General features: G+C 63.3%; 16 protein-coding genes. 13 read left to right on the forward strand and 3 right to left on the reverse strand.

Annotation, left to right across the window (positions count from 1 at the left end; translation table 11 throughout):
* Positions 1 to 9 precede the first annotated feature (9 nt).
* From ACNFBT_RS07920 to ACNFBT_RS07955, 8 genes are all read left to right on the forward strand, one after another.
* On the forward strand, positions 10 to 546 hold the full coding sequence (locus ACNFBT_RS07920) for a F0F1 ATP synthase subunit delta (RefSeq protein ID WP_416748071.1): 537 nt from the start codon (positions 10 to 12) through the stop codon (positions 544 to 546).
* A gap of 18 nt (positions 547 to 564) precedes the next feature.
* Positions 565 to 2,109, forward strand: coding sequence for a F0F1 ATP synthase subunit alpha (atpA, locus tag ACNFBT_RS07925; RefSeq protein WP_416748073.1), 1,545 nt, complete (start codon positions 565 to 567; stop codon positions 2,107 to 2,109).
* Positions 2,110 to 2,161: 52 nt separating this feature from the next.
* On the forward strand, positions 2,162 to 3,022 hold the full coding sequence (atpG, locus tag ACNFBT_RS07930) for a F0F1 ATP synthase subunit gamma (RefSeq protein ID WP_416748075.1): 861 nt from the start codon (positions 2,162 to 2,164) through the stop codon (positions 3,020 to 3,022).
* 30 nt (positions 3,023 to 3,052) lie between these two features.
* Complete coding sequence (gene atpD, locus ACNFBT_RS07935) at positions 3,053 to 4,429, forward strand: F0F1 ATP synthase subunit beta (RefSeq protein WP_017518838.1); 1,377 nt, start codon at positions 3,053 to 3,055, stop codon at positions 4,427 to 4,429.
* Positions 4,430 to 4,469: 40 nt separating this feature from the next.
* The gene (locus tag ACNFBT_RS07940; RefSeq protein ID WP_416748077.1) at positions 4,470 to 4,895 is read left to right on the forward strand and encodes a F0F1 ATP synthase subunit epsilon; all 426 of its coding nucleotides are present in this window, start codon (positions 4,470 to 4,472) and stop codon (positions 4,893 to 4,895) included.
* A gap of 114 nt (positions 4,896 to 5,009) precedes the next feature.
* The gene (gene glmU / locus ACNFBT_RS07945) at positions 5,010 to 6,377 is read left to right on the forward strand and encodes a bifunctional UDP-N-acetylglucosamine diphosphorylase/glucosamine-1-phosphate N-acetyltransferase GlmU (RefSeq protein WP_416748079.1); all 1,368 of its coding nucleotides are present in this window, start codon (positions 5,010 to 5,012) and stop codon (positions 6,375 to 6,377) included.
* A gap of 132 nt (positions 6,378 to 6,509) precedes the next feature.
* Positions 6,510 to 7,097, forward strand: a complete 588-nt coding sequence (locus ACNFBT_RS07950; RefSeq protein WP_152227802.1) for a MarC family protein — start codon at positions 6,510 to 6,512, stop codon at positions 7,095 to 7,097.
* 8 nt (positions 7,098 to 7,105) lie between these two features.
* Complete coding sequence (locus ACNFBT_RS07955; protein ID WP_416748081.1) at positions 7,106 to 7,888, forward strand: N-acetylmuramoyl-L-alanine amidase; 783 nt, start codon at positions 7,106 to 7,108, stop codon at positions 7,886 to 7,888.
* Here ACNFBT_RS07955 and ACNFBT_RS07960 read toward each other — a convergent pair.
* Positions 7,885 to 9,678 (reverse strand): ATP-binding protein, encoded by a 1,794-nt coding sequence (locus ACNFBT_RS07960; protein WP_416748083.1) that lies wholly within the window; start codon positions 9,676 to 9,678, stop codon positions 7,885 to 7,887. The two genes, ACNFBT_RS07955 and ACNFBT_RS07960, sit on opposite strands and share 4 nt — an antisense overlap.
* Positions 9,675 to 11,021, reverse strand: a complete 1,347-nt coding sequence (gene algB / locus ACNFBT_RS07965; protein WP_416748085.1) for a sigma-54-dependent response regulator transcription factor AlgB — start codon at positions 11,019 to 11,021, stop codon at positions 9,675 to 9,677. The genes ACNFBT_RS07960 and algB overlap by 4 nt, the downstream gene beginning before the upstream one ends.
* Before the next feature lie 220 nt (positions 11,022 to 11,241).
* Between algB and ACNFBT_RS07970 the strand changes: the two genes are divergently transcribed.
* The 4 genes from ACNFBT_RS07970 to ACNFBT_RS07985 all read left to right on the forward strand — a co-directional run bounded on the left by ACNFBT_RS07970 (position 11,242) and on the right by ACNFBT_RS07985 (position 13,204).
* On the forward strand, positions 11,242 to 12,120 hold the full coding sequence (locus tag ACNFBT_RS07970) for a BON domain-containing protein (RefSeq protein WP_416748087.1): 879 nt from the start codon (positions 11,242 to 11,244) through the stop codon (positions 12,118 to 12,120).
* A 280-nt stretch (positions 12,121 to 12,400) separates the two neighbouring features.
* Entirely contained in the window at positions 12,401 to 12,667 is a 267-nt protein-coding gene (locus tag ACNFBT_RS07975; protein WP_416748089.1) for a hypothetical protein, read from the forward strand.
* A 95-nt stretch (positions 12,668 to 12,762) separates the two neighbouring features.
* Positions 12,763 to 12,924 (forward strand): DUF1328 domain-containing protein, encoded by a 162-nt coding sequence (locus ACNFBT_RS07980; RefSeq protein ID WP_416748091.1) that lies wholly within the window; start codon positions 12,763 to 12,765, stop codon positions 12,922 to 12,924.
* Positions 12,925 to 12,955: 31 nt separating this feature from the next.
* Positions 12,956 to 13,204, forward strand: a complete 249-nt coding sequence (locus ACNFBT_RS07985; RefSeq protein WP_416748093.1) for an Ivy family c-type lysozyme inhibitor — start codon at positions 12,956 to 12,958, stop codon at positions 13,202 to 13,204.
* 190 nt (positions 13,205 to 13,394) lie between these two features.
* On the opposite strand, the gene ACNFBT_RS07990 is transcribed toward ACNFBT_RS07985, so the two are convergent.
* Positions 13,395 to 14,054 carry a DUF3313 domain-containing protein gene (locus ACNFBT_RS07990; protein ID WP_416748094.1) on the reverse strand — a complete coding sequence of 220 codons (660 nt, stop codon included), beginning with the start codon at positions 14,052 to 14,054 and terminating at the stop codon, positions 13,395 to 13,397.
* 655 nt (positions 14,055 to 14,709) lie between these two features.
* On the opposite strand from ACNFBT_RS07990, the gene gltP reads away from it, so the two are divergent.
* Complete coding sequence (gltP, locus tag ACNFBT_RS07995; protein WP_416748095.1) at positions 14,710 to 16,044, forward strand: glutamate/aspartate:proton symporter GltP; 1,335 nt, start codon at positions 14,710 to 14,712, stop codon at positions 16,042 to 16,044.
* The last annotated feature ends 58 nt before the right edge of the window (positions 16,045 to 16,102 follow it).

Here is a 16,102-nt window from a genome sequence, read left to right on the forward strand (position 1 = left end):
GAGGGCGATATGGCAGAACTGACCACATTGGCTCGTCCTTACGCGAAGGCGGCTTTCGAGTACGCCCAGGCTCATCAGCAATTGGCCGATTGGTCCGCTGCTCTGGGTGTGCTGGCTGCAGTGTCGCAGGACGACACCGTGCGCCAGCTGCTCAAAGAGCCCCAGCTGACCGCCGCAGCCAAGGCTGATGCGCTGATCGACGTGTGTGGCGACAAGCTCAATGCTCCGGCCCAGAACTTCGTCCGAACTGTGGCTGAAAACAAGCGGCTCGACCTGCTGCCGACCATCTTCGAGATGTTCGAGCAACTCAAGGCCGAGCAGGAAAAGCTGGTCGAGGTCGAGGTCACCAGTGCCTTCGCCCTGGACCAGGAACAGCAGGACAAACTCGCCAAGGCTCTCAGCGCCCGGCTCAGTCGCGAAGTGCGACTTCATGCGTCGGAAGACGCGAGCCTGATCGGCGGCGTGGTGATCCGCGCCGGTGACTTGGTAATCGATGGCTCGGTGCGCGGCAAAATCGCGAAACTGGCCGAAGCGTTGAAATCTTGAGTTTGAAGGGGCAGCGGCATGCAGCAACTCAATCCTTCCGAAATTAGTGAAATCATCAAGGGGCGCATCGAGAAACTCGATGTAGCTTCGCAAGCGCGTAACGAAGGCACCATCGTCAGCGTCTCCGACGGCATCGTGCGCATCTTCGGTCTGGCCGACGTCATGTACGGCGAAATGATCGAATTCCCGGGCGGCGTCTACGGTATGGCGCTGAACCTGGAGCAAGACTCCGTCGGTGCTGTGGTACTGGGTGAATACCAGGACCTCAAAGAAGGCATGAATGCCAAGTGCACCGGCCGCATCCTGGAAGTACCGGTTGGTCCGGAACTGCTGGGCCGCGTTGTCGACGCCCTGGGTAACCCGATCGATGGCAAAGGCCCGATCGATGCCAAGCTGACCGACGCTGTCGAGAAAGTGGCACCGGGCGTGATCTGGCGTAAGTCGGTAGACCAGCCGGTTCAGACCGGTTACAAGTCGGTCGACGCCATGATCCCGGTAGGCCGTGGCCAGCGCGAGCTGATCATCGGCGACCGTCAGATCGGTAAAACCGCTCTGGCCATCGACGCCATCATCAACCAGAAGAACAGCGGCATCCGCTGCGTCTACGTTGCCATCGGTCAGAAGCAGTCGACCATTGCCAACGTCGTTCGCAAGCTGGAAGAAAACGGCGCCCTGGCCAACACCATCGTGGTCGTTGCCAGCGCTTCCGAATCCGCTGCTCTGCAGTACCTGGCTCCGTACTCCGGCTGCACCATGGGCGAATACTTCCGCGACCGCGGTGAAGACGCCCTGATCGTGTATGACGACCTGTCCAAGCAGGCCGTAGCCTACCGCCAGATCTCCCTGCTGCTGCGCCGTCCGCCGGGCCGCGAAGCTTATCCGGGCGACGTGTTCTATCTCCACAGCCGTCTGCTGGAGCGCGCTTCCCGCGTTTCCGAAGAGTACGTAGAGAAGTTCACCAACGGCGAAGTGAAAGGCAAGACCGGTTCCCTGACCGCCCTGCCGATCATCGAAACCCAGGCTGGCGACGTTTCCGCGTTCGTTCCGACCAACGTGATCTCCATCACCGACGGTCAGATCTTCCTGGAATCCGCAATGTTCAACTCGGGTATCCGTCCGGCCGTCAACGCCGGTATCTCGGTATCCCGTGTAGGTGGCGCGGCCCAGACCAAGATCATCAAGAAGCTGTCCGGCGGCATCCGTACCGCGCTGGCCCAGTACCGTGAACTGGCGGCCTTCGCCCAGTTCGCTTCGGACCTGGACGACGCTACCCGCAAGCAGCTGGAGCATGGTCAGCGCGTTACCGAGCTGATGAAGCAGAAGCAGTACGCGCCGATGTCCATCGCCGAGATGTCGCTGTCCCTGTACGCCGCCGAGCGTGGCTTCCTGCAGGACGTCGAGATCGCCAAAGTGGGCGCCTTCGAACAGGCGTTGATCGCCTTCTTCCAGCGCGAGCATGCTGCTCTGCTGGCGAAGATCAACGAGAAGGGTGACTTCAACGACGAAATCGACGCAGGCATCAAAGCCGGTATCGAGAAGTTCAAGGCCACCCAAACCTGGTAAGCCGCAGCGGGGGTCGGTAACGGCCCCCGCCTGCTAACCCGATAGGTGTGAAATGGCAGGCGCAAAAGAGATTCGCAGCAAGATTGCGAGCATCAAAAGCACGCAAAAAATCACCAATGCCATGGAAAAGGTGGCGGTGAGCAAAATGCGCAAGGCACAAATGCGCATGGCGGCCGGCCGTCCCTACGCGGAGCGCATTCGCCAGGTGATCGGCCATCTGGCCAACGCCAACCCCGAGTACCGTCATCCGTTCATGGTCGAGCGTGAAGTCAAGCGCATCGGCTACATCGTGGTGAGCTCCGACCGTGGTCTGGCCGGCGGCCTGAACATCAACCTGTTCAAGGCGCTCGTCAAGGACATGGCGGCCCAGCGCGATCGCGGCGCGGAGATCGACCTCTGCGTGATCGGTGCCAAGGGTGCATCCTTCTTCAAGAACTATGGCGGCAACGTAGTCGCGGCCATCAGTCACCTGGGCGAAGAGCCGTCGATCAACGATCTGATCGGCAGCGTCAAGGTCATGCTGGATGCTTACCTGGAAGGGCGTATCGATCGCCTGTACGTGGTTTCCAACAAGTTCGTCAACACCATGACCCAGAAGCCGACCGTGGAACAGCTGATTCCGCTGGTGGCCGAGGACAACGCAGAACTGAAACACCACTGGGACTACCTCTACGAACCCGACGCCAAGGCGCTGCTCGACGGCCTGCTGGTGCGTTACGTGGAATCCCAGGTGTATCAGTCGGTGGTTGAGAACAACGCCTGTGAGCAGGCGGCCCGGATGATTGCAATGAAGAACGCTACCGACAACGCCGGTGATCTGATCAGTGGACTCCAACTGATCTACAACAAGGCTCGTCAGGCGGCGATCACCCAGGAAATCTCGGAAATCGTCGGCGGCGCTGCCGCGGTGTAAGAACAGGTTCAAAATTCAGAGGAACCAGACATGAGTAGCGGACGTATCGTTCAAATCATCGGCGCCGTGATCGACGTGGAATTCCCGCGCGATGCCGTGCCGAGCATCTACGAGGCCCTGAAGGTTCAGGGCGTCGAAACCACCCTGGAAGTTCAGCAGCAGCTGGGCGACGGCGTGGTTCGCTCCATTGCAATGGGTTCCACCGAAGGCCTCAAGCGTGGCCTGAACGTGGAAAGCACCGGCGCAGCCATCTCCGTCCCGGTCGGCACCAAGACCCTGGGCCGTATCATGGACGTGCTGGGCAACCCGATCGACGAAGCCGGCCCCATCGGCGAAGAAGAGCGCTGGGGTATTCACCGCGACGCTCCGTCCTACGCTGACCAGGCTGGCGGCAACGACCTGCTCGAAACCGGCATCAAGGTTATCGACCTGGTCTGCCCGTTCGCCAAGGGCGGTAAGGTCGGTCTGTTCGGTGGCGCCGGTGTAGGCAAGACCGTAAACATGATGGAGCTGATCCGTAACATCGCCATGGAGCACAGTGGTTACTCTGTGTTCGCTGGTGTGGGCGAGCGTACTCGTGAGGGTAACGACTTCTACCACGAGATGAAGGATTCCGGCGTACTGGACAAGGTAGCCCTGGTTTACGGCCAGATGAACGAGCCGCCGGGCAACCGTCTGCGCGTTGCACTGACCGGCCTGACCATGGCCGAGAAGTTCCGTGACGAAGGCCGTGACGTACTGCTGTTCATCGACAACATCTACCGTTACACCCTCGCCGGTACCGAAGTATCCGCACTGCTGGGCCGTATGCCTTCCGCAGTAGGTTACCAGCCGACCCTGGCCGAAGAGATGGGCGTTCTGCAGGAGCGCATCACCTCCACCAAGAAAGGCTCGATCACCTCGATCCAGGCCGTCTACGTTCCCGCGGACGACCTGACCGACCCGAGCCCGGCGACCACCTTCGCCCACTTGGACGCCACCGTCGTACTGTCCCGTGACATCGCCTCGCTGGGTATCTACCCGGCCGTCGATCCGCTGGACTCGACTTCCCGTCAGCTGGACCCGCTGGTCATCGGCCAGGATCACTACGACACCGCTCGTGGCGTGCAGTACGTTCTGCAGCGCTACAAGGAGCTGAAGGACATCATCGCGATCCTCGGCATGGACGAACTGTCCGAAGCCGACAAGCTGCTGGTGGCCCGTGCTCGTAAGATCCAGCGTTTCCTGTCCCAGCCGTTCTTCGTGGCAGAAGTCTTCACCGGTTCCCCGGGCAAGTACGTCTCCCTGAAGGACACCATCGCTGGCTTCAAAGGCATCCTCAACGGCGACTATGACCACCTGCCCGAGCAGGCGTTCTACATGGTCGGCGGCATCGAAGAAGCCATCGAGAAAGCGAAGAAGCTGTAATCCGTGCGCCCGGCAACGGGCGCTTACGTGAGGCAAGGGTATGGCTATTACAGTCCACTGCGACATCGTCAGCGCCGAAGCGGAGATCTTCTCCGGTCTGGTCGAGCTGGTCGTTGCGCACGGCTCGCTGGGCGATCTGGGTATCGCTCCGGGCCACGCGCCGCTGATCACCGAGCTCAAGCCCGGTCCGATCCGCCTGGTGAAGCAGGGTGGCGAACAGGAGGTGTACTACATCTCCGGTGGCTTCCTCGAAGTGCAGCCGAACATGGTCAAGGTTCTCGCCGACACCGTGATTCGCGCAGGCGACCTCGACGAAGCGGCTGCCCAGACCGCACTGAAGGAAGCTGAGAAGGCTCTGCACACCAAAGGTGCCGAGTTCGACTACAGCTCCGCCGCAGCCCGCCTGGCCGAAGCCGCAGCGCAACTGCGCACGGTCCAGCAGGTTCGCAAGAAGTTCGGCGGCTGAGCCGCGCGAAGCTCCTCGGGGCTTCAGCGACAAATTGGAAAAGGGTAGCCTTGGCTACCCTTTTTCTTTTTCCACACCCGGGGTCTCCCCGCTCATCAGGACGGTCTGTCATTCATGTCCCTCGAAATCGTCATTCTCGCCGCCGGCCAGGGTACGCGCATGCGTTCGGCCCTGCCGAAGGTCCTGCACCCGGTCGCTGGCAAGCCGATGCTCGCCCATGTGATCGACACCGCGCGTACGCTCCATCCCTCCCGCATTCATGTGGTGATCGGGCACGGCGCGGAGCTCGTGCGTGAACGGCTGCAGGCGGATGATCTGAATTTCGTGATCCAGGAGCAGCAGCTCGGCACCGGCCACGCCGTAGCCCAGGCCTCCCCGTTCCTCAGTGCGGACAAGGTGCTGATCCTCTACGGCGACGTGCCGCTGATCGAACAGCCGACCCTGGAGCGCCTGATGGCCCAGGCCACCGCCGAACAACTGGCGCTGCTCACCGTGGAACTGGATGACCCGACTGGCTACGGCCGCATCATCCGTGACGCTGCCGGCGAGGTTCAGGCCATCGTCGAGCAGAAGGATGCTTCCCCCGAGCAGCGCGCCATCCGCGAAGGCAACACCGGCATCCTCGCCGTGCCGCGCGAGCGCCTGGACGGCTGGTTGTCGCGCCTCTCCAATTCCAACGCCCAGGGCGAGTACTACCTCACCGATGTGATCGCCATGGCCGTGGCCGACGGCCTGCGCGTAGCCACCGCGCAACCGCAGGCCGCCATGGAAGTCCAGGGCGCCAATGACCGTCTACAGCTATCCGAGCTGGAGCGTTTCTTCCAGCAGCGTGTGGCGCGTCGCCTGATGGCCCAGGGTGTAACCCTGATCGACCCGGCGCGTTTCGACGTGCGTGGCGAGGTCAGCGTCGGCCGCGACGTCAGCATCGACATCAACGTGATCCTCGAAGGTCAGGTGGAGATCGAAGACTGTGTTTCGATCGGCCCGAACTGCTACATCAAGGACAGCACCCTGCGCCGAGGCGCCATCATCAAGGCCAACTCGCATCTGGAAGGCGCCCACGTCGGCCCGGACAGCGACGTCGGTCCTTTCGCCCGCCTGCGTCCGGGCAGCGTGCTGGAGCGCCAGGTGCACGTGGGCAACTTCGTCGAACTGAAGAACGCGCATCTGCAGGACGGCGTGAAGGTCGGCCACCTGACCTACCTGGGCGACAGCGAAGTCGGCGCGCGCACCAACATCGGCGCCGGCACCATCACCTGCAACTACGATGGCGCCAACAAGTGGCGCACCACCATCGGCGAAGACGTCTTCATCGGCTCCAACAACTCCCTGGTCGCGCCTGTGGATATCGGCACCGGCGCCACGACTGGCGCGGGCTCCACCGTTACCGCAGAGGTTCCGGCCGGTACCCTGGCAGTCGGCCGTGCCAAGCAGCGCGTGATCGAAGGCTGGAAGCGGCCGGAAAAGATCAAGAAGTCCTGACCTTCCTTCATCCCGTCTGTGGGTAAGTTTTTATTCACAGGCGGGACTACGCTATTTCGTTATCCACAGACGTTTTCCTGACCTGCGCTGGTATCCGGTCGGTGGCGTCTTTCCTGCCGGAGTCCCTCGATCATGCTCGGTGTCGCCGTCCTGATCTTTCTGATCACCGACCCGTTCGGCAACATCGCGGTGTTCCTTGCCGCCCTGAAATCCGTCCCCGCCGAGCGCCGGCTCAAGGTCGCCCTGCGCGAATTGCTGCTCGCACTCGGCCTGCTGCTGATCTTCCTCACGCTCGGCGAACACATCCTCACCGGCCTTGGGCTGTCGAAGGAAGCCACCGGGATCGCCGGCGGCATCATTCTCTTCGTGGTCGCCATGCGCCTGATCTTCCCGACCCCGCAGGGCGTGCTGGGCGACATGCCCGACAGCGAGCCGCTGCTGGTGCCGCTGGCCACCCCGGCCGTGGCCGGTCCCTCGGCGCTGGCGATGCTGATCACCCTGCGCACCACCTACACTGGTCCCTTGTGGGAGCTGTACCTGGCGGTGATCCTCGCCTGGGCGGCGACGGCCGTGATCCTCCTCCAGGCCTCGTTCCTGCAGCGCTTCCTCGGTCCTCGCGGGCTCACCGCCGTGGAGCGTCTGGCCGGCATGCTGCTGATCATGCTCAGTGTGAACATGCTCCTGCAGAACCTGCGCAGCGTCTTGCACATCGCCGCGTGAGTGAGCCCATGACCCTTCGCGCCCTCAGTCTCGTCCTCTCCGCCCTGCTGCTGGCCGGCTGCGCCGAGCAGGGACTGCAGATCGATCGCACGCATGTCTCGCGCAACCAGGACAGCCGCATCCAGTACATCATCATCCATTACACCTCGGAGAACCTGCCGGGTTCGCTGAAGGTCCTGACGCGCGGCGAGGTCAGCGCCCATTACCTGATCGGCGACCAGCCGCCGACCATCTACCAGTTGGTGGACGAGAACCGCCGCGCCTGGCACGCCGGGCAGAGCGAATGGCAGGGCCGCACCTGGCTGAACTCCACGTCGATCGGCATCGAACTGGTCAACCCCGGCTACCGTGAAACCCCCAGTGGCAAGATCTGGTACCCCTTCCCTGATGGGCAGATCGACGCGCTGATCGCCCTGCTCAAGGACATCAGCAAGCGCCAGGGCATCACCCCGGAACACATCCTCGGCCACAGCGACATCGCCCCGCAGCGCAAGGTCGATCCGGGCCCGCTGTTCCCCTGGAAGAGACTCGCCGATGCCGGCCTGATCCCCTGGCCGAAGCCCGGTGAGATCGCCCGCCGCCTGGGTGAGCTGAACGGCCAGCTGCCCGTCCCGGGGTGGTTCCAGCAGCAGCTGGCGCGCCACGGCTACGCGGTGCCGCTCAATGGAGTGCTGGATGAGGAAACCCGCAACGTGATCGCGGCCTTCCAGATGCGCTTCCGCCCGGACCGTTTCGACGGCGAGCCGGACCTGGAAACCGCAGCGCTGTTGCTGGCCGTGCCGACCAGTTAAACCGGCAGCAGCACGTAGAAGCGCGAACCCTTGCCCGGCTGCGAGTGCAGGACGATGCGCCCGCCGTGCAGCTGGACGATCTCCTTGCACAGGGCCAGGCCGAGACCGGCGCCGCCCTTCTTGCGCCCCACCTGGACGAAGGGCTCGAAGATGCGGTTCTGCTGGCTGAAGGGAATCCCGTCGCCGTTGTCCTCCACGGCGATCGTTACCCGCTCGTCGTGACAACGCGCCTGCAGCCGTATCACCCCGCCTTCGCGGGAGTGGCGCAGGGCGTTGCTGATCAGGTTATCGATGACCCGTTCTATCTGCAGGCGGTCGAGGTTGAGCGGCGGCAGGTCGGCGGCGGTTTCCAGCTGGATATCGATGTTCTGGCTTCGCGCCTGGCCTTCGAAGCGCTGCCGGGCCTGCGCCAGGATATCGGTGATGTCGCAAGGCTGCAGGCTGAGCTTCTGCGTGCCGCTCTGATAGCGGGAGAAATTCAGCAGGTCGCCGATCAACAGCACCAGCCGCCGCATCTCCTCATCGACCGTGGTGATCAGATCGTGCTCGCGGGAGCCCTTGGGGAAAGCCAGGCGCTCGGAAAGCAGGCCGAAGGCCATGTGCATGCCGGTCACCGGCGTACGCAGCTCATGGGAGGCGAGCAGCACGAAGTCGTTGCGCACCCGCTCGAAGGCGCGTTGTTCAGTGACATCGCGGAGCACCATCACCGCACCGATGTTGCGGCCGTCGTCGTGGGTGACCGGCGACATGCCCCAGGTCAGTAGCCGCTGCTCGCCGTTCACCTCCACCACCAGGTCCTGGGGCGTTTCTTCCAGCAGGTTGCCCGCCAGGACACGCCGGGTGGCCTGGGTCAGCTCCGGGTTGTCCAGCAGCGCACCGAGGTCCTGGCCATGCGGGTCGCTCCTGGAGAACAGCTGGCGGCTGGCGACCGGATTGGCGTGCTCGATGCGACCTTCGCGATCGAGGATCACCAGGCCGTCGTCGATGCTGTCGAGCACCGCCTGCAAGCGCCGGCGTCCGTAGCCGATGGCTTCGGTGTTGGTCTCCCGGTACAGGCGCAGGGCCTCCGCCATCAGGCCGAAGCGGCGGCTCAAGGTGGACATCTCGGCCACCGGGGAAATCGGCAGTGTCAGGTCGAAATCGCCGTGTCCGATCTTGTCCGCGGCCTTGGTCAGGGCTTCGATGGGCGCACCGAAGCGGCGGGCGATGCTGTGGGCGGTGATGAAGCCGATCAGCAGGATGGCCACGCCCACCAGCCCGAGCAGCCCGCTGATCAGCAGCGTCCGGGTGCGGGCATCGCTTTCCTGAGTGTCGATGTTGCGCATGGCGAACTCGTGCAGGGCGAGCAGCTGCTGGCGAAGCTCATCCAGGTTCCGGCTCAGGTCGCTGTCGTCGAGCAGCTCGGAGCGTCCGGGCCCCGAATTGTCCATGGCCGCCACGAATTGCCGGTGGGCGTCGGCAATCTGCCGCAACAGCTGCCGTTCCGTGTCGCTGGAAGCCCGCTGCAGACCGCTCTCCAGTGCATCGCGGAAGTACTGGCGGGCGCCCTCAAGGCGTTGGGTGTCGGGTTCCGTGCTGAGTACCTGGACCAACTCATCGCCCAGGGCCTGGCGCAACTGCTGGCTGACCTCGATGGTGTCGAAATTGCGCTGGATGAGTTCCGCCTGCTCGCGACCGGTGAGCACCACGCTGAACAGCCCTAGCAGCAGGCCCAGTAGGGCCACCGTCATGAGCGCCGAGATGCTCAGGAACAGCTGCGTGCGCAATGTCAGCGGCAGGTGCAGTTTCACAGGCTGTATTGCTTGCGCTTGCGGTACAGCGTGGATGCGTCGATGCCCAGGGTCTTGGCGGCCTGATCGAGGGTTGCGCTGGAGGCCATTACCGCAGCGATATGGGCTTTTTCCAGTTCCTCCAGACTGAGTGCTTCGCCGATGCGCGGTGTGGCGTTTGCCGAGTGCTCGCCGGGGGCGAGGTGTTCGGTACCAATCATCTCCTGATTGCAGATGATGCTCGCACGTTCGATAACGTTTCTCAGCTCACGCACGTTGCCGGGCCAGCCATAGCGGCGCAGCAGGTCGCGGGCGTCGTCGGTGAAACCGCGGGCCGGACGGCCGTAATCCTTGACGAAACGGGCGAGGAAGCGCTCCGCAAGGTTCAGGATGTCTTCGGCGCGTTCGCGCAACGGTGGCAGGTTCAGCGTGATGACATTCAGGCGGTACAGCAGGTCCTCGCGGAAGCTGCCCTGGGCGACCATGCCGGCCAGATCGCGGTTGGTCGCGGCGAGGATGCGCACGTCGGCGTTGCGTGTCACCGGGTCGCCCACCCGCTCGTACTCCTTGTCCTGGATGAAGCGCAGCAGTTTCGGCTGCAGGCCCAGTGGGAAGTCGCCGATCTCGTCGAGGAACAGGGTGCCGCCGTCGGCCTGGCTGATGCGCCCGAGGGTGTTCTCGGTGGCGCCGGTGAACGCGCCACGGCTGTGCCCGAACAGTTCGCTTTCGGTCAGCTCGGCGCTCAGCGATGGGCAGTTGATGGTCACGCAGGGTTTCTTCGCTCGCTTGCTCCAGCCGTGGATGGCCCGCGCCAGTTCGCCCTTGCCCGAGCCTGACTCGCCAAGGATGAGGATGTTGGCGTCGGTGGCGGCGACCTGGCGGGCGGTCTCCAGTACGGCGGCCATGGCCGGGCTATGGGATTCGAGCATGTCGCCGTGCTTGCGCACTTCGCCTTCCAGCGCCTCGATACGTACCGTCAGCTGGTGGACCTCCAGTTGCTTGGCTGCGGCCAGGCGCAGCTGGTCGGGGCTGCAGGGTTTCACCAGGTAGTCGGCGGCGCCGCCTTGCATGGCATTCACCGCGCTGTCCACGGCGGAGTGGGCGGTGATGATGACCACGCGCATCCAGGGGGCTTGGACGCGCATCTGGGCGAGTACGTCCAGACCGTTGTCCTCGCCCAGGCGCAGATCGAGGAAGCACAGGTCGAAGACCTGGTGTTGCAGCAGCGTGTCGGCTTGGGCGGCGCTGCTGGCGGTCGCAACGCTATAGCCCTCATCTTCCAGGCAGTAGCGGAACGAGCGCAGGATGGCGGGCTCGTCGTCGACCAGAAGGATGCGGCCTTGTTGTTCAGGCGGTGCGTCCATTCAGGGTGATCCTCATTATCTGTCTTAGGTTAATTCTTAGTCCCGGAAATTTCGTGCAAGTTGCAAAGGCTCTTTCCAGAGCGTCGGGCAGGGTGCAAGGGCGTAGTTATCCACAAGCTGGGTAATGTGTTGAAATAAAAGGACTTATCAACAGAATGGCACCGGCAGGGGCGTTTTGCTGTCTCTACTGGCAGTACAGAAAAACGCCAAGGAGCACACCATGGCCACCCCGAAGCTGCTTGTCCTGGCCCTCGGCAGCGCTCTGCTGGCGACCCAGCCGTTGGTCGGCCAGGCCGAGGAATCCACTCTTACCGAACAACTGGCCGAGGCGCGCCAGGAGGGATCGATCTGGACCGCCATCAACCTCAACCGCGACCTGAAGCCCTTCAAGCTCAGCGTGGATGTGGAAAGGGGCCGCGCCGTGCTGGGCGGCCAGGTTGCCAGTGAAGAACAGCGTGAGCTGGCGGCACAGGTGGCGATGAGCGTCGAAGGCATCATCTCTGTGGATAACCGTATTACCGTCGATTCGGCGCTGGCCAGTGGCGAGGCGCCGCGCAGCGATACGGTGCAGCGCTGGGACGACGCGGCGCTGGACGCCCGGGTCAAGGCCAAGCTGCTGCTGGATAAGCCCGCCGAAGGGCTGGACATCAAGGTGTCCAGCAAGGCGGGAGCGGTCACCCTGGAGGGGACGGTGCCCAGCGAGGAAGCCAGCCAGCAGGCGTCCCATCTGGCCGCGCAGACCGAAGGGGTCGCCTCTGTGGATAACCGCCTGAAGGTGGTGCCGGAAGGCTCGTCGACCAAGAAGCTGGAAGACTCGGTGAACGACGCCCAGGCCGCAGTCAGCGATGCCTGGATCACCAGCCAGATAAAGGCCGACGTGCTGGCGCGCCATGCGCTGAGCGGGCTTTCCATCGGCGTGTCGACCCGCGATGGCGTGGTCAGCCTCAGTGGCGTGGTGCCCACCAATGCCGAGCGCCAGCAACTGATCGAAACCGCGCGAAAGACCCGCGGCGTTCATGAGGTGGACGCCAGCGCCTTGAAGGTGGCCGGCCAGACCACCGGCCAGTATCGTCCGTCCCCAGGGGAAATTCGCACATGAGCCGCGCCCTCTGTGCAGGGAGTTACCCAGGCTCAGCGCGGGTCGCGCCCGACGAGTGATCGCAGCCGGGCCCTCGCCGGCGCGGTTGCAAAATGCACGGTGAAAGCCTGGCAATCGTGCAGGATGCGGACGGAATCGCTTCGCAGGAGTAACCCAACACGTTGTTCCTGAAGGATAAAAAAGACAGAAGCGGCCTGGCATGTGGCGTGCAGACTTCCAAGGAAATCAGTCCACGCCGCCGGCATTGAACAAGGAGGCTCGCACGGCCAGGAGAACCGGGATGAATAGCCACGAAACGCCTGTCGATGTCTGGAGCCGGGTCCTGCTGACCATCGCCCTGCTTCTGTTGCTGATCCACCAGGTACAGCTGATATCGCCGCCTGCGGGCTATCCCCAGGTAGTTATCCCCAGCGCGTCCGGCGCGCTGCCGGACATCTCGCGTTATCCACAGCCGCTTCCGGCCAGGGATGAGTTCGACCGGCGCTGGAGCGCGAAGCTCCACGAGCCGCAGGCGGCAATCGCGCGACACGGTGGTTGGGTGTTCTGAATCCACGACCGGATGACCGGGACGTCGGGACGGTAATAGGCTCGACGGCTACTCCGGCAGTGACGTGAATACACCACGAGAAGAGGAGATATCCCATGCTCAGCTGGGCTCTGACATTCCTGATCATTGCCATCATTGCCGGCGTACTGGGTTTCGGTGGTATCGCCGGTGCGGCGACCAGCATTGCCAAGATCCTGTTCGTCCTGTTCCTGGTGCTGTTCGTCGTATCGCTCATCACCAGGCGCTGGCGGGACTGACACCGTTTCTATACTGATGACGAGCACGGCGATGGACTTCATCGGCAAGTATCTGGTGGGCGAACTGTGCGAAGCCTGCGACTGCACCGCCCAGCGGCTCTATGTCGTCTTCACCTGGGATAAGCAGAAGGCCTATGCCCTCTATGTGAAGCTGCCCGAAGGACTGCCGCCGGAGCAGGCGCCGAGCCGGCACGCCCGCCTGCGTCGGCTGGGCGAACCCGATGACGCGGTGAAAGGCGTTCTGGATGAAGAGCTCAGGAGTGATCCGAGCGGGTTCTGATTGAGCGTGGCCGGAGGCCGCGCATGACCAGGGGGCCGGGATGTTCGGGGTGATACAGGCCCTGAGCGACCCAGGGGTACAGGGAGTGCCTCCGCAACGGCGGACCAGGTCAGGGGAAAGGGCTGCGGCGGAACCGGCGTGAGGACGAGACAGTCGTTCGCCTCACCTCGGTTCCGCAGAGCCGGAGCGTTTACGGCTTGAAGTTGGCGGCGTCGCGCGCCCAGCCATCGAGCACGGGCTTCAGATCGTTCAGCGTCAGCTGCGTGCTGGTGTTCTCCAGCGTCTTGCCGGCGCCCTTGCGCACCACCTTGGCCACCGGCTTGCTGGTGGCACCGTCCAGAGCCTCCATTTCCACATAGACCTCGGTTTCCTGGTCCCGCGTGCCGATGGCGGTGGTGGTGGCCGCGACCACCAGGGCGATCGGGATCACCTCGTAGGCGTGCAGGCCCTCGGTGGAAACGTTCACGCCGGTGATCGCTGTCTTCAGCACCAGGGTGTCGCGGTCGGCCTGCTGCACCACGCGGTAGCGGCTGCTCAACTGCCGCTCGATCTGCTGCTTCAGGTAGTCGGGAATGGCGTTCAGGGTCGTCTGGTCGACGTTCTCGGTCGGTTTGGGCTGCGGGAAGTACACCGGCCGCTCCACCAGCACCGAGCTGTAGTTGCTCAGTTTCAGGTTCGGGTCCACCCAGCGCAGCACCGGCTGCCCGCTGGGCGAGGTGGCGGGTTTGAGCTGGGAGTAGTCGTCGAGGAAGCCCGAATACTGCGAGGCATCCGGCTTCTGGCTGGAACAACCGGCCAGCGCCAGGGTGCCGGCCAACAGCAGGGTGGGTACTACCGAGAGTCGTGTCATAGAGAGTCCTGTATCTGAAGGTTCACCGCGTCGTTCACAGACTCGGCTGGCATGCTTGCGGCAGCGAAGGGTAGCCGCGTGCCGCTTCGAACCAGCACGAACTTAACTGATGTCGATCAATCCGAAGTGACTAGGAAACGTCCTACAATGCCTCGCCGATTCCCGTCGGCTGATTTATCCCGATACACCAACACCGCAACAATGAAGCGCGGATTCCGGCGACTTATCCACAGCGCCCGCGATCCTGCCAGCCTTGCGGTCCAGTGGCCTCATTCCTTGGCCATGGCCCTCCGTGACGGTCCTTCGATGTGACCGTACATCCGGTAACTGGAAAACCGGATGTCTCGATTCCGGACGGCTCATCCGTTCAACCCGCGCCATTGACGGCATGATTGCAAACAAGCCTAGCCGGCTTTGCAAAGCGCTGCGTGACAGGCGTTGAGGTGCCTGCTTCATGCAATAAATCAAGGGCCGAAAGACTTGGAACCACGGTTTCAAGTGCCTTTTCCTATGCCGATTGTGCATAGGGTAGGCGCCTCCGGCATTAGACGAGGGCGCGGGGCGTAGGAATGATGCGCCCCTTTTTCGCTGGCCGTCGGCACCCCGATGGCCAAGCGGAACCCCGACTTCCACAAGAATCAAGGGTGACTCAACTATGGGCAAAGCCAAGCTCAGCCTCGCCTGGCAGATCCTCATCGGCCTGGTACTCGGAATTGCACTGGGCGCCGCGCTCAACCACTTCAGCGCGGACAAGGCCTGGTGGATCAGCAATATCCTCCAGCCGGCCGGCGACATCTTCATCCGCCTGATCAAGATGATCGTGGTGCCGATCGTGATTTCCTCGCTCGTCGTCGGCATCGCCGGCATGGGAGATGCGAAGAAACTCGGTCGGATCGGCCTGAAGACCATCGTCTACTTCGAAATCATCACCACGGTCGCCATCGTGGTCGGCCTGCTGCTGGCGAACGTGTTCCAGCCGGGCGCCGGCATCGACATGAGCACCCTGGGCACTGTGGATATCTCCCAGTACGCGCAGACCGCCAAGGAAGTCGAGCACCACCACGCGTTCATCGAGACCATTCTCAACCTGATCCCGTCCAATATCTTCGCGGCCATGGCCCGTGGCGAGATGCTGCCGATCATCTTCTTCTCGGTGATGTTCGGCCTGGGGCTGTCCTCGCTGCCGGCGCCGACCCGTGAGCCGCTGGTGAAGATGTTCCAGGGCGTGGCCGAGGCCATGTTCCGCGTCACCCACATGATCATGCGCTACGCCCCCATCGGCGTGTTCGCGCTGATCGCCGTAACCGTGGCCAACTTCGGCTTCGCCTCGCTGCTGCCGCTGGCCAAGCTGGTGGTGCTGGTGTACTTCGCCATCGCCTTCTTCGCCTTCATGGTGCTGGGCCTGGCCGCGCGCCTGTTCGGCTTCTCCATCATCAAGCTGATGCGCATCTTCAAGGACGAGCTGATCCTGGCGTACTCCACCGCGAGCTCCGAGACCGTGCTGCCGCGCATCATCGAGAAGATGGAAGCCTATGGCGCGCCCAAGGCGGTGAGCAGCTTCGTGGTGCCCACCGGATACTCCTTCAACCTCGATGGCTCGACCCTGTACCAGAGCATCGCGGCGATCTTCATCGCCCAGCTCTATGGCATCGACCTGTCCATCGGCCAGCAACTGATGCTGGTGCTGACCCTGATGGTCACCTCCAAGGGCATCGCCGGCGTGCCGGGTGTTTCCTTCGTGGTGCTGCTCGCCACCCTGGGCAGCGTGGGCATTCCGCTGGAAGGTCTGGCCTTCATTGCCGGCGTCGACCGCATCATGGACATGGCGCGCACCGCGCTGAACGTGATCGGCAACGCCCTGGCCGTGCTGGTGATCTCCAAGTGGGAAGGCGTCTACGACGCGCAGAAGGGCGCCCGTTACTGGGAAGCCATGCAGAGCGGTCGCGCCGAGCAACTGCTCGATGGCAAGGAAGGCACCGCCACCCGCTGACCCGCACGGGTTATCCACAAGGCCCCGGCACTGTCCGGGGCCTTGTCGTTTCTGGCGT

The sequence above is a fragment of the Pseudomonas sp. NY15181 genome (genome assembly GCF_048068055.1).
Lineage (GTDB): Bacteria > Pseudomonadota > Gammaproteobacteria > Pseudomonadales > Pseudomonadaceae > Pseudomonas.

Bases quoted from the DNA above. Each gene is read 5' to 3' on its own strand.
- ACNFBT_RS07920 (WP_416748071.1), top strand. From the start codon at position 10: ATGGCAGAACTGACCACATTGGCTCGTCCTTACGCGAAGGCGGCTTTC.
- atpA (WP_416748073.1), top strand. From the start codon at position 565: ATGCAGCAACTCAATCCTTCCGAAATTAGTGAAATCATCAAGGGGCGC.
- atpG (WP_416748075.1), top strand. From the start codon at position 2,162: ATGGCAGGCGCAAAAGAGATTCGCAGCAAGATTGCGAGCATCAAAAGC.
- atpD (WP_017518838.1), top strand. From the start codon at position 3,053: ATGAGTAGCGGACGTATCGTTCAAATCATCGGCGCCGTGATCGACGTG.
- ACNFBT_RS07940 (WP_416748077.1), top strand. From the start codon at position 4,470: ATGGCTATTACAGTCCACTGCGACATCGTCAGCGCCGAAGCGGAGATC.
- glmU (WP_416748079.1), top strand. From the start codon at position 5,010: ATGTCCCTCGAAATCGTCATTCTCGCCGCCGGCCAGGGTACGCGCATG.
- ACNFBT_RS07950 (WP_152227802.1), top strand. From the start codon at position 6,510: ATGCTCGGTGTCGCCGTCCTGATCTTTCTGATCACCGACCCGTTCGGC.
- ACNFBT_RS07955 (WP_416748081.1), top strand. From the start codon at position 7,106: ATGACCCTTCGCGCCCTCAGTCTCGTCCTCTCCGCCCTGCTGCTGGCC.
- algB (WP_416748085.1), bottom strand. From the start codon at position 11,021: ATGGACGCACCGCCTGAACAACAAGGCCGCATCCTTCTGGTCGACGAC.
- ACNFBT_RS07970 (WP_416748087.1), top strand. From the start codon at position 11,242: ATGGCCACCCCGAAGCTGCTTGTCCTGGCCCTCGGCAGCGCTCTGCTG.
- ACNFBT_RS07975 (WP_416748089.1), top strand. From the start codon at position 12,401: ATGAATAGCCACGAAACGCCTGTCGATGTCTGGAGCCGGGTCCTGCTG.
- ACNFBT_RS07980 (WP_416748091.1), top strand. From the start codon at position 12,763: ATGCTCAGCTGGGCTCTGACATTCCTGATCATTGCCATCATTGCCGGC.
- ACNFBT_RS07985 (WP_416748093.1), top strand. From the start codon at position 12,956: ATGGACTTCATCGGCAAGTATCTGGTGGGCGAACTGTGCGAAGCCTGC.
- ACNFBT_RS07990 (WP_416748094.1), bottom strand. From the start codon at position 14,054: ATGACACGACTCTCGGTAGTACCCACCCTGCTGTTGGCCGGCACCCTG.
- gltP (WP_416748095.1), top strand. From the start codon at position 14,710: ATGGGCAAAGCCAAGCTCAGCCTCGCCTGGCAGATCCTCATCGGCCTG.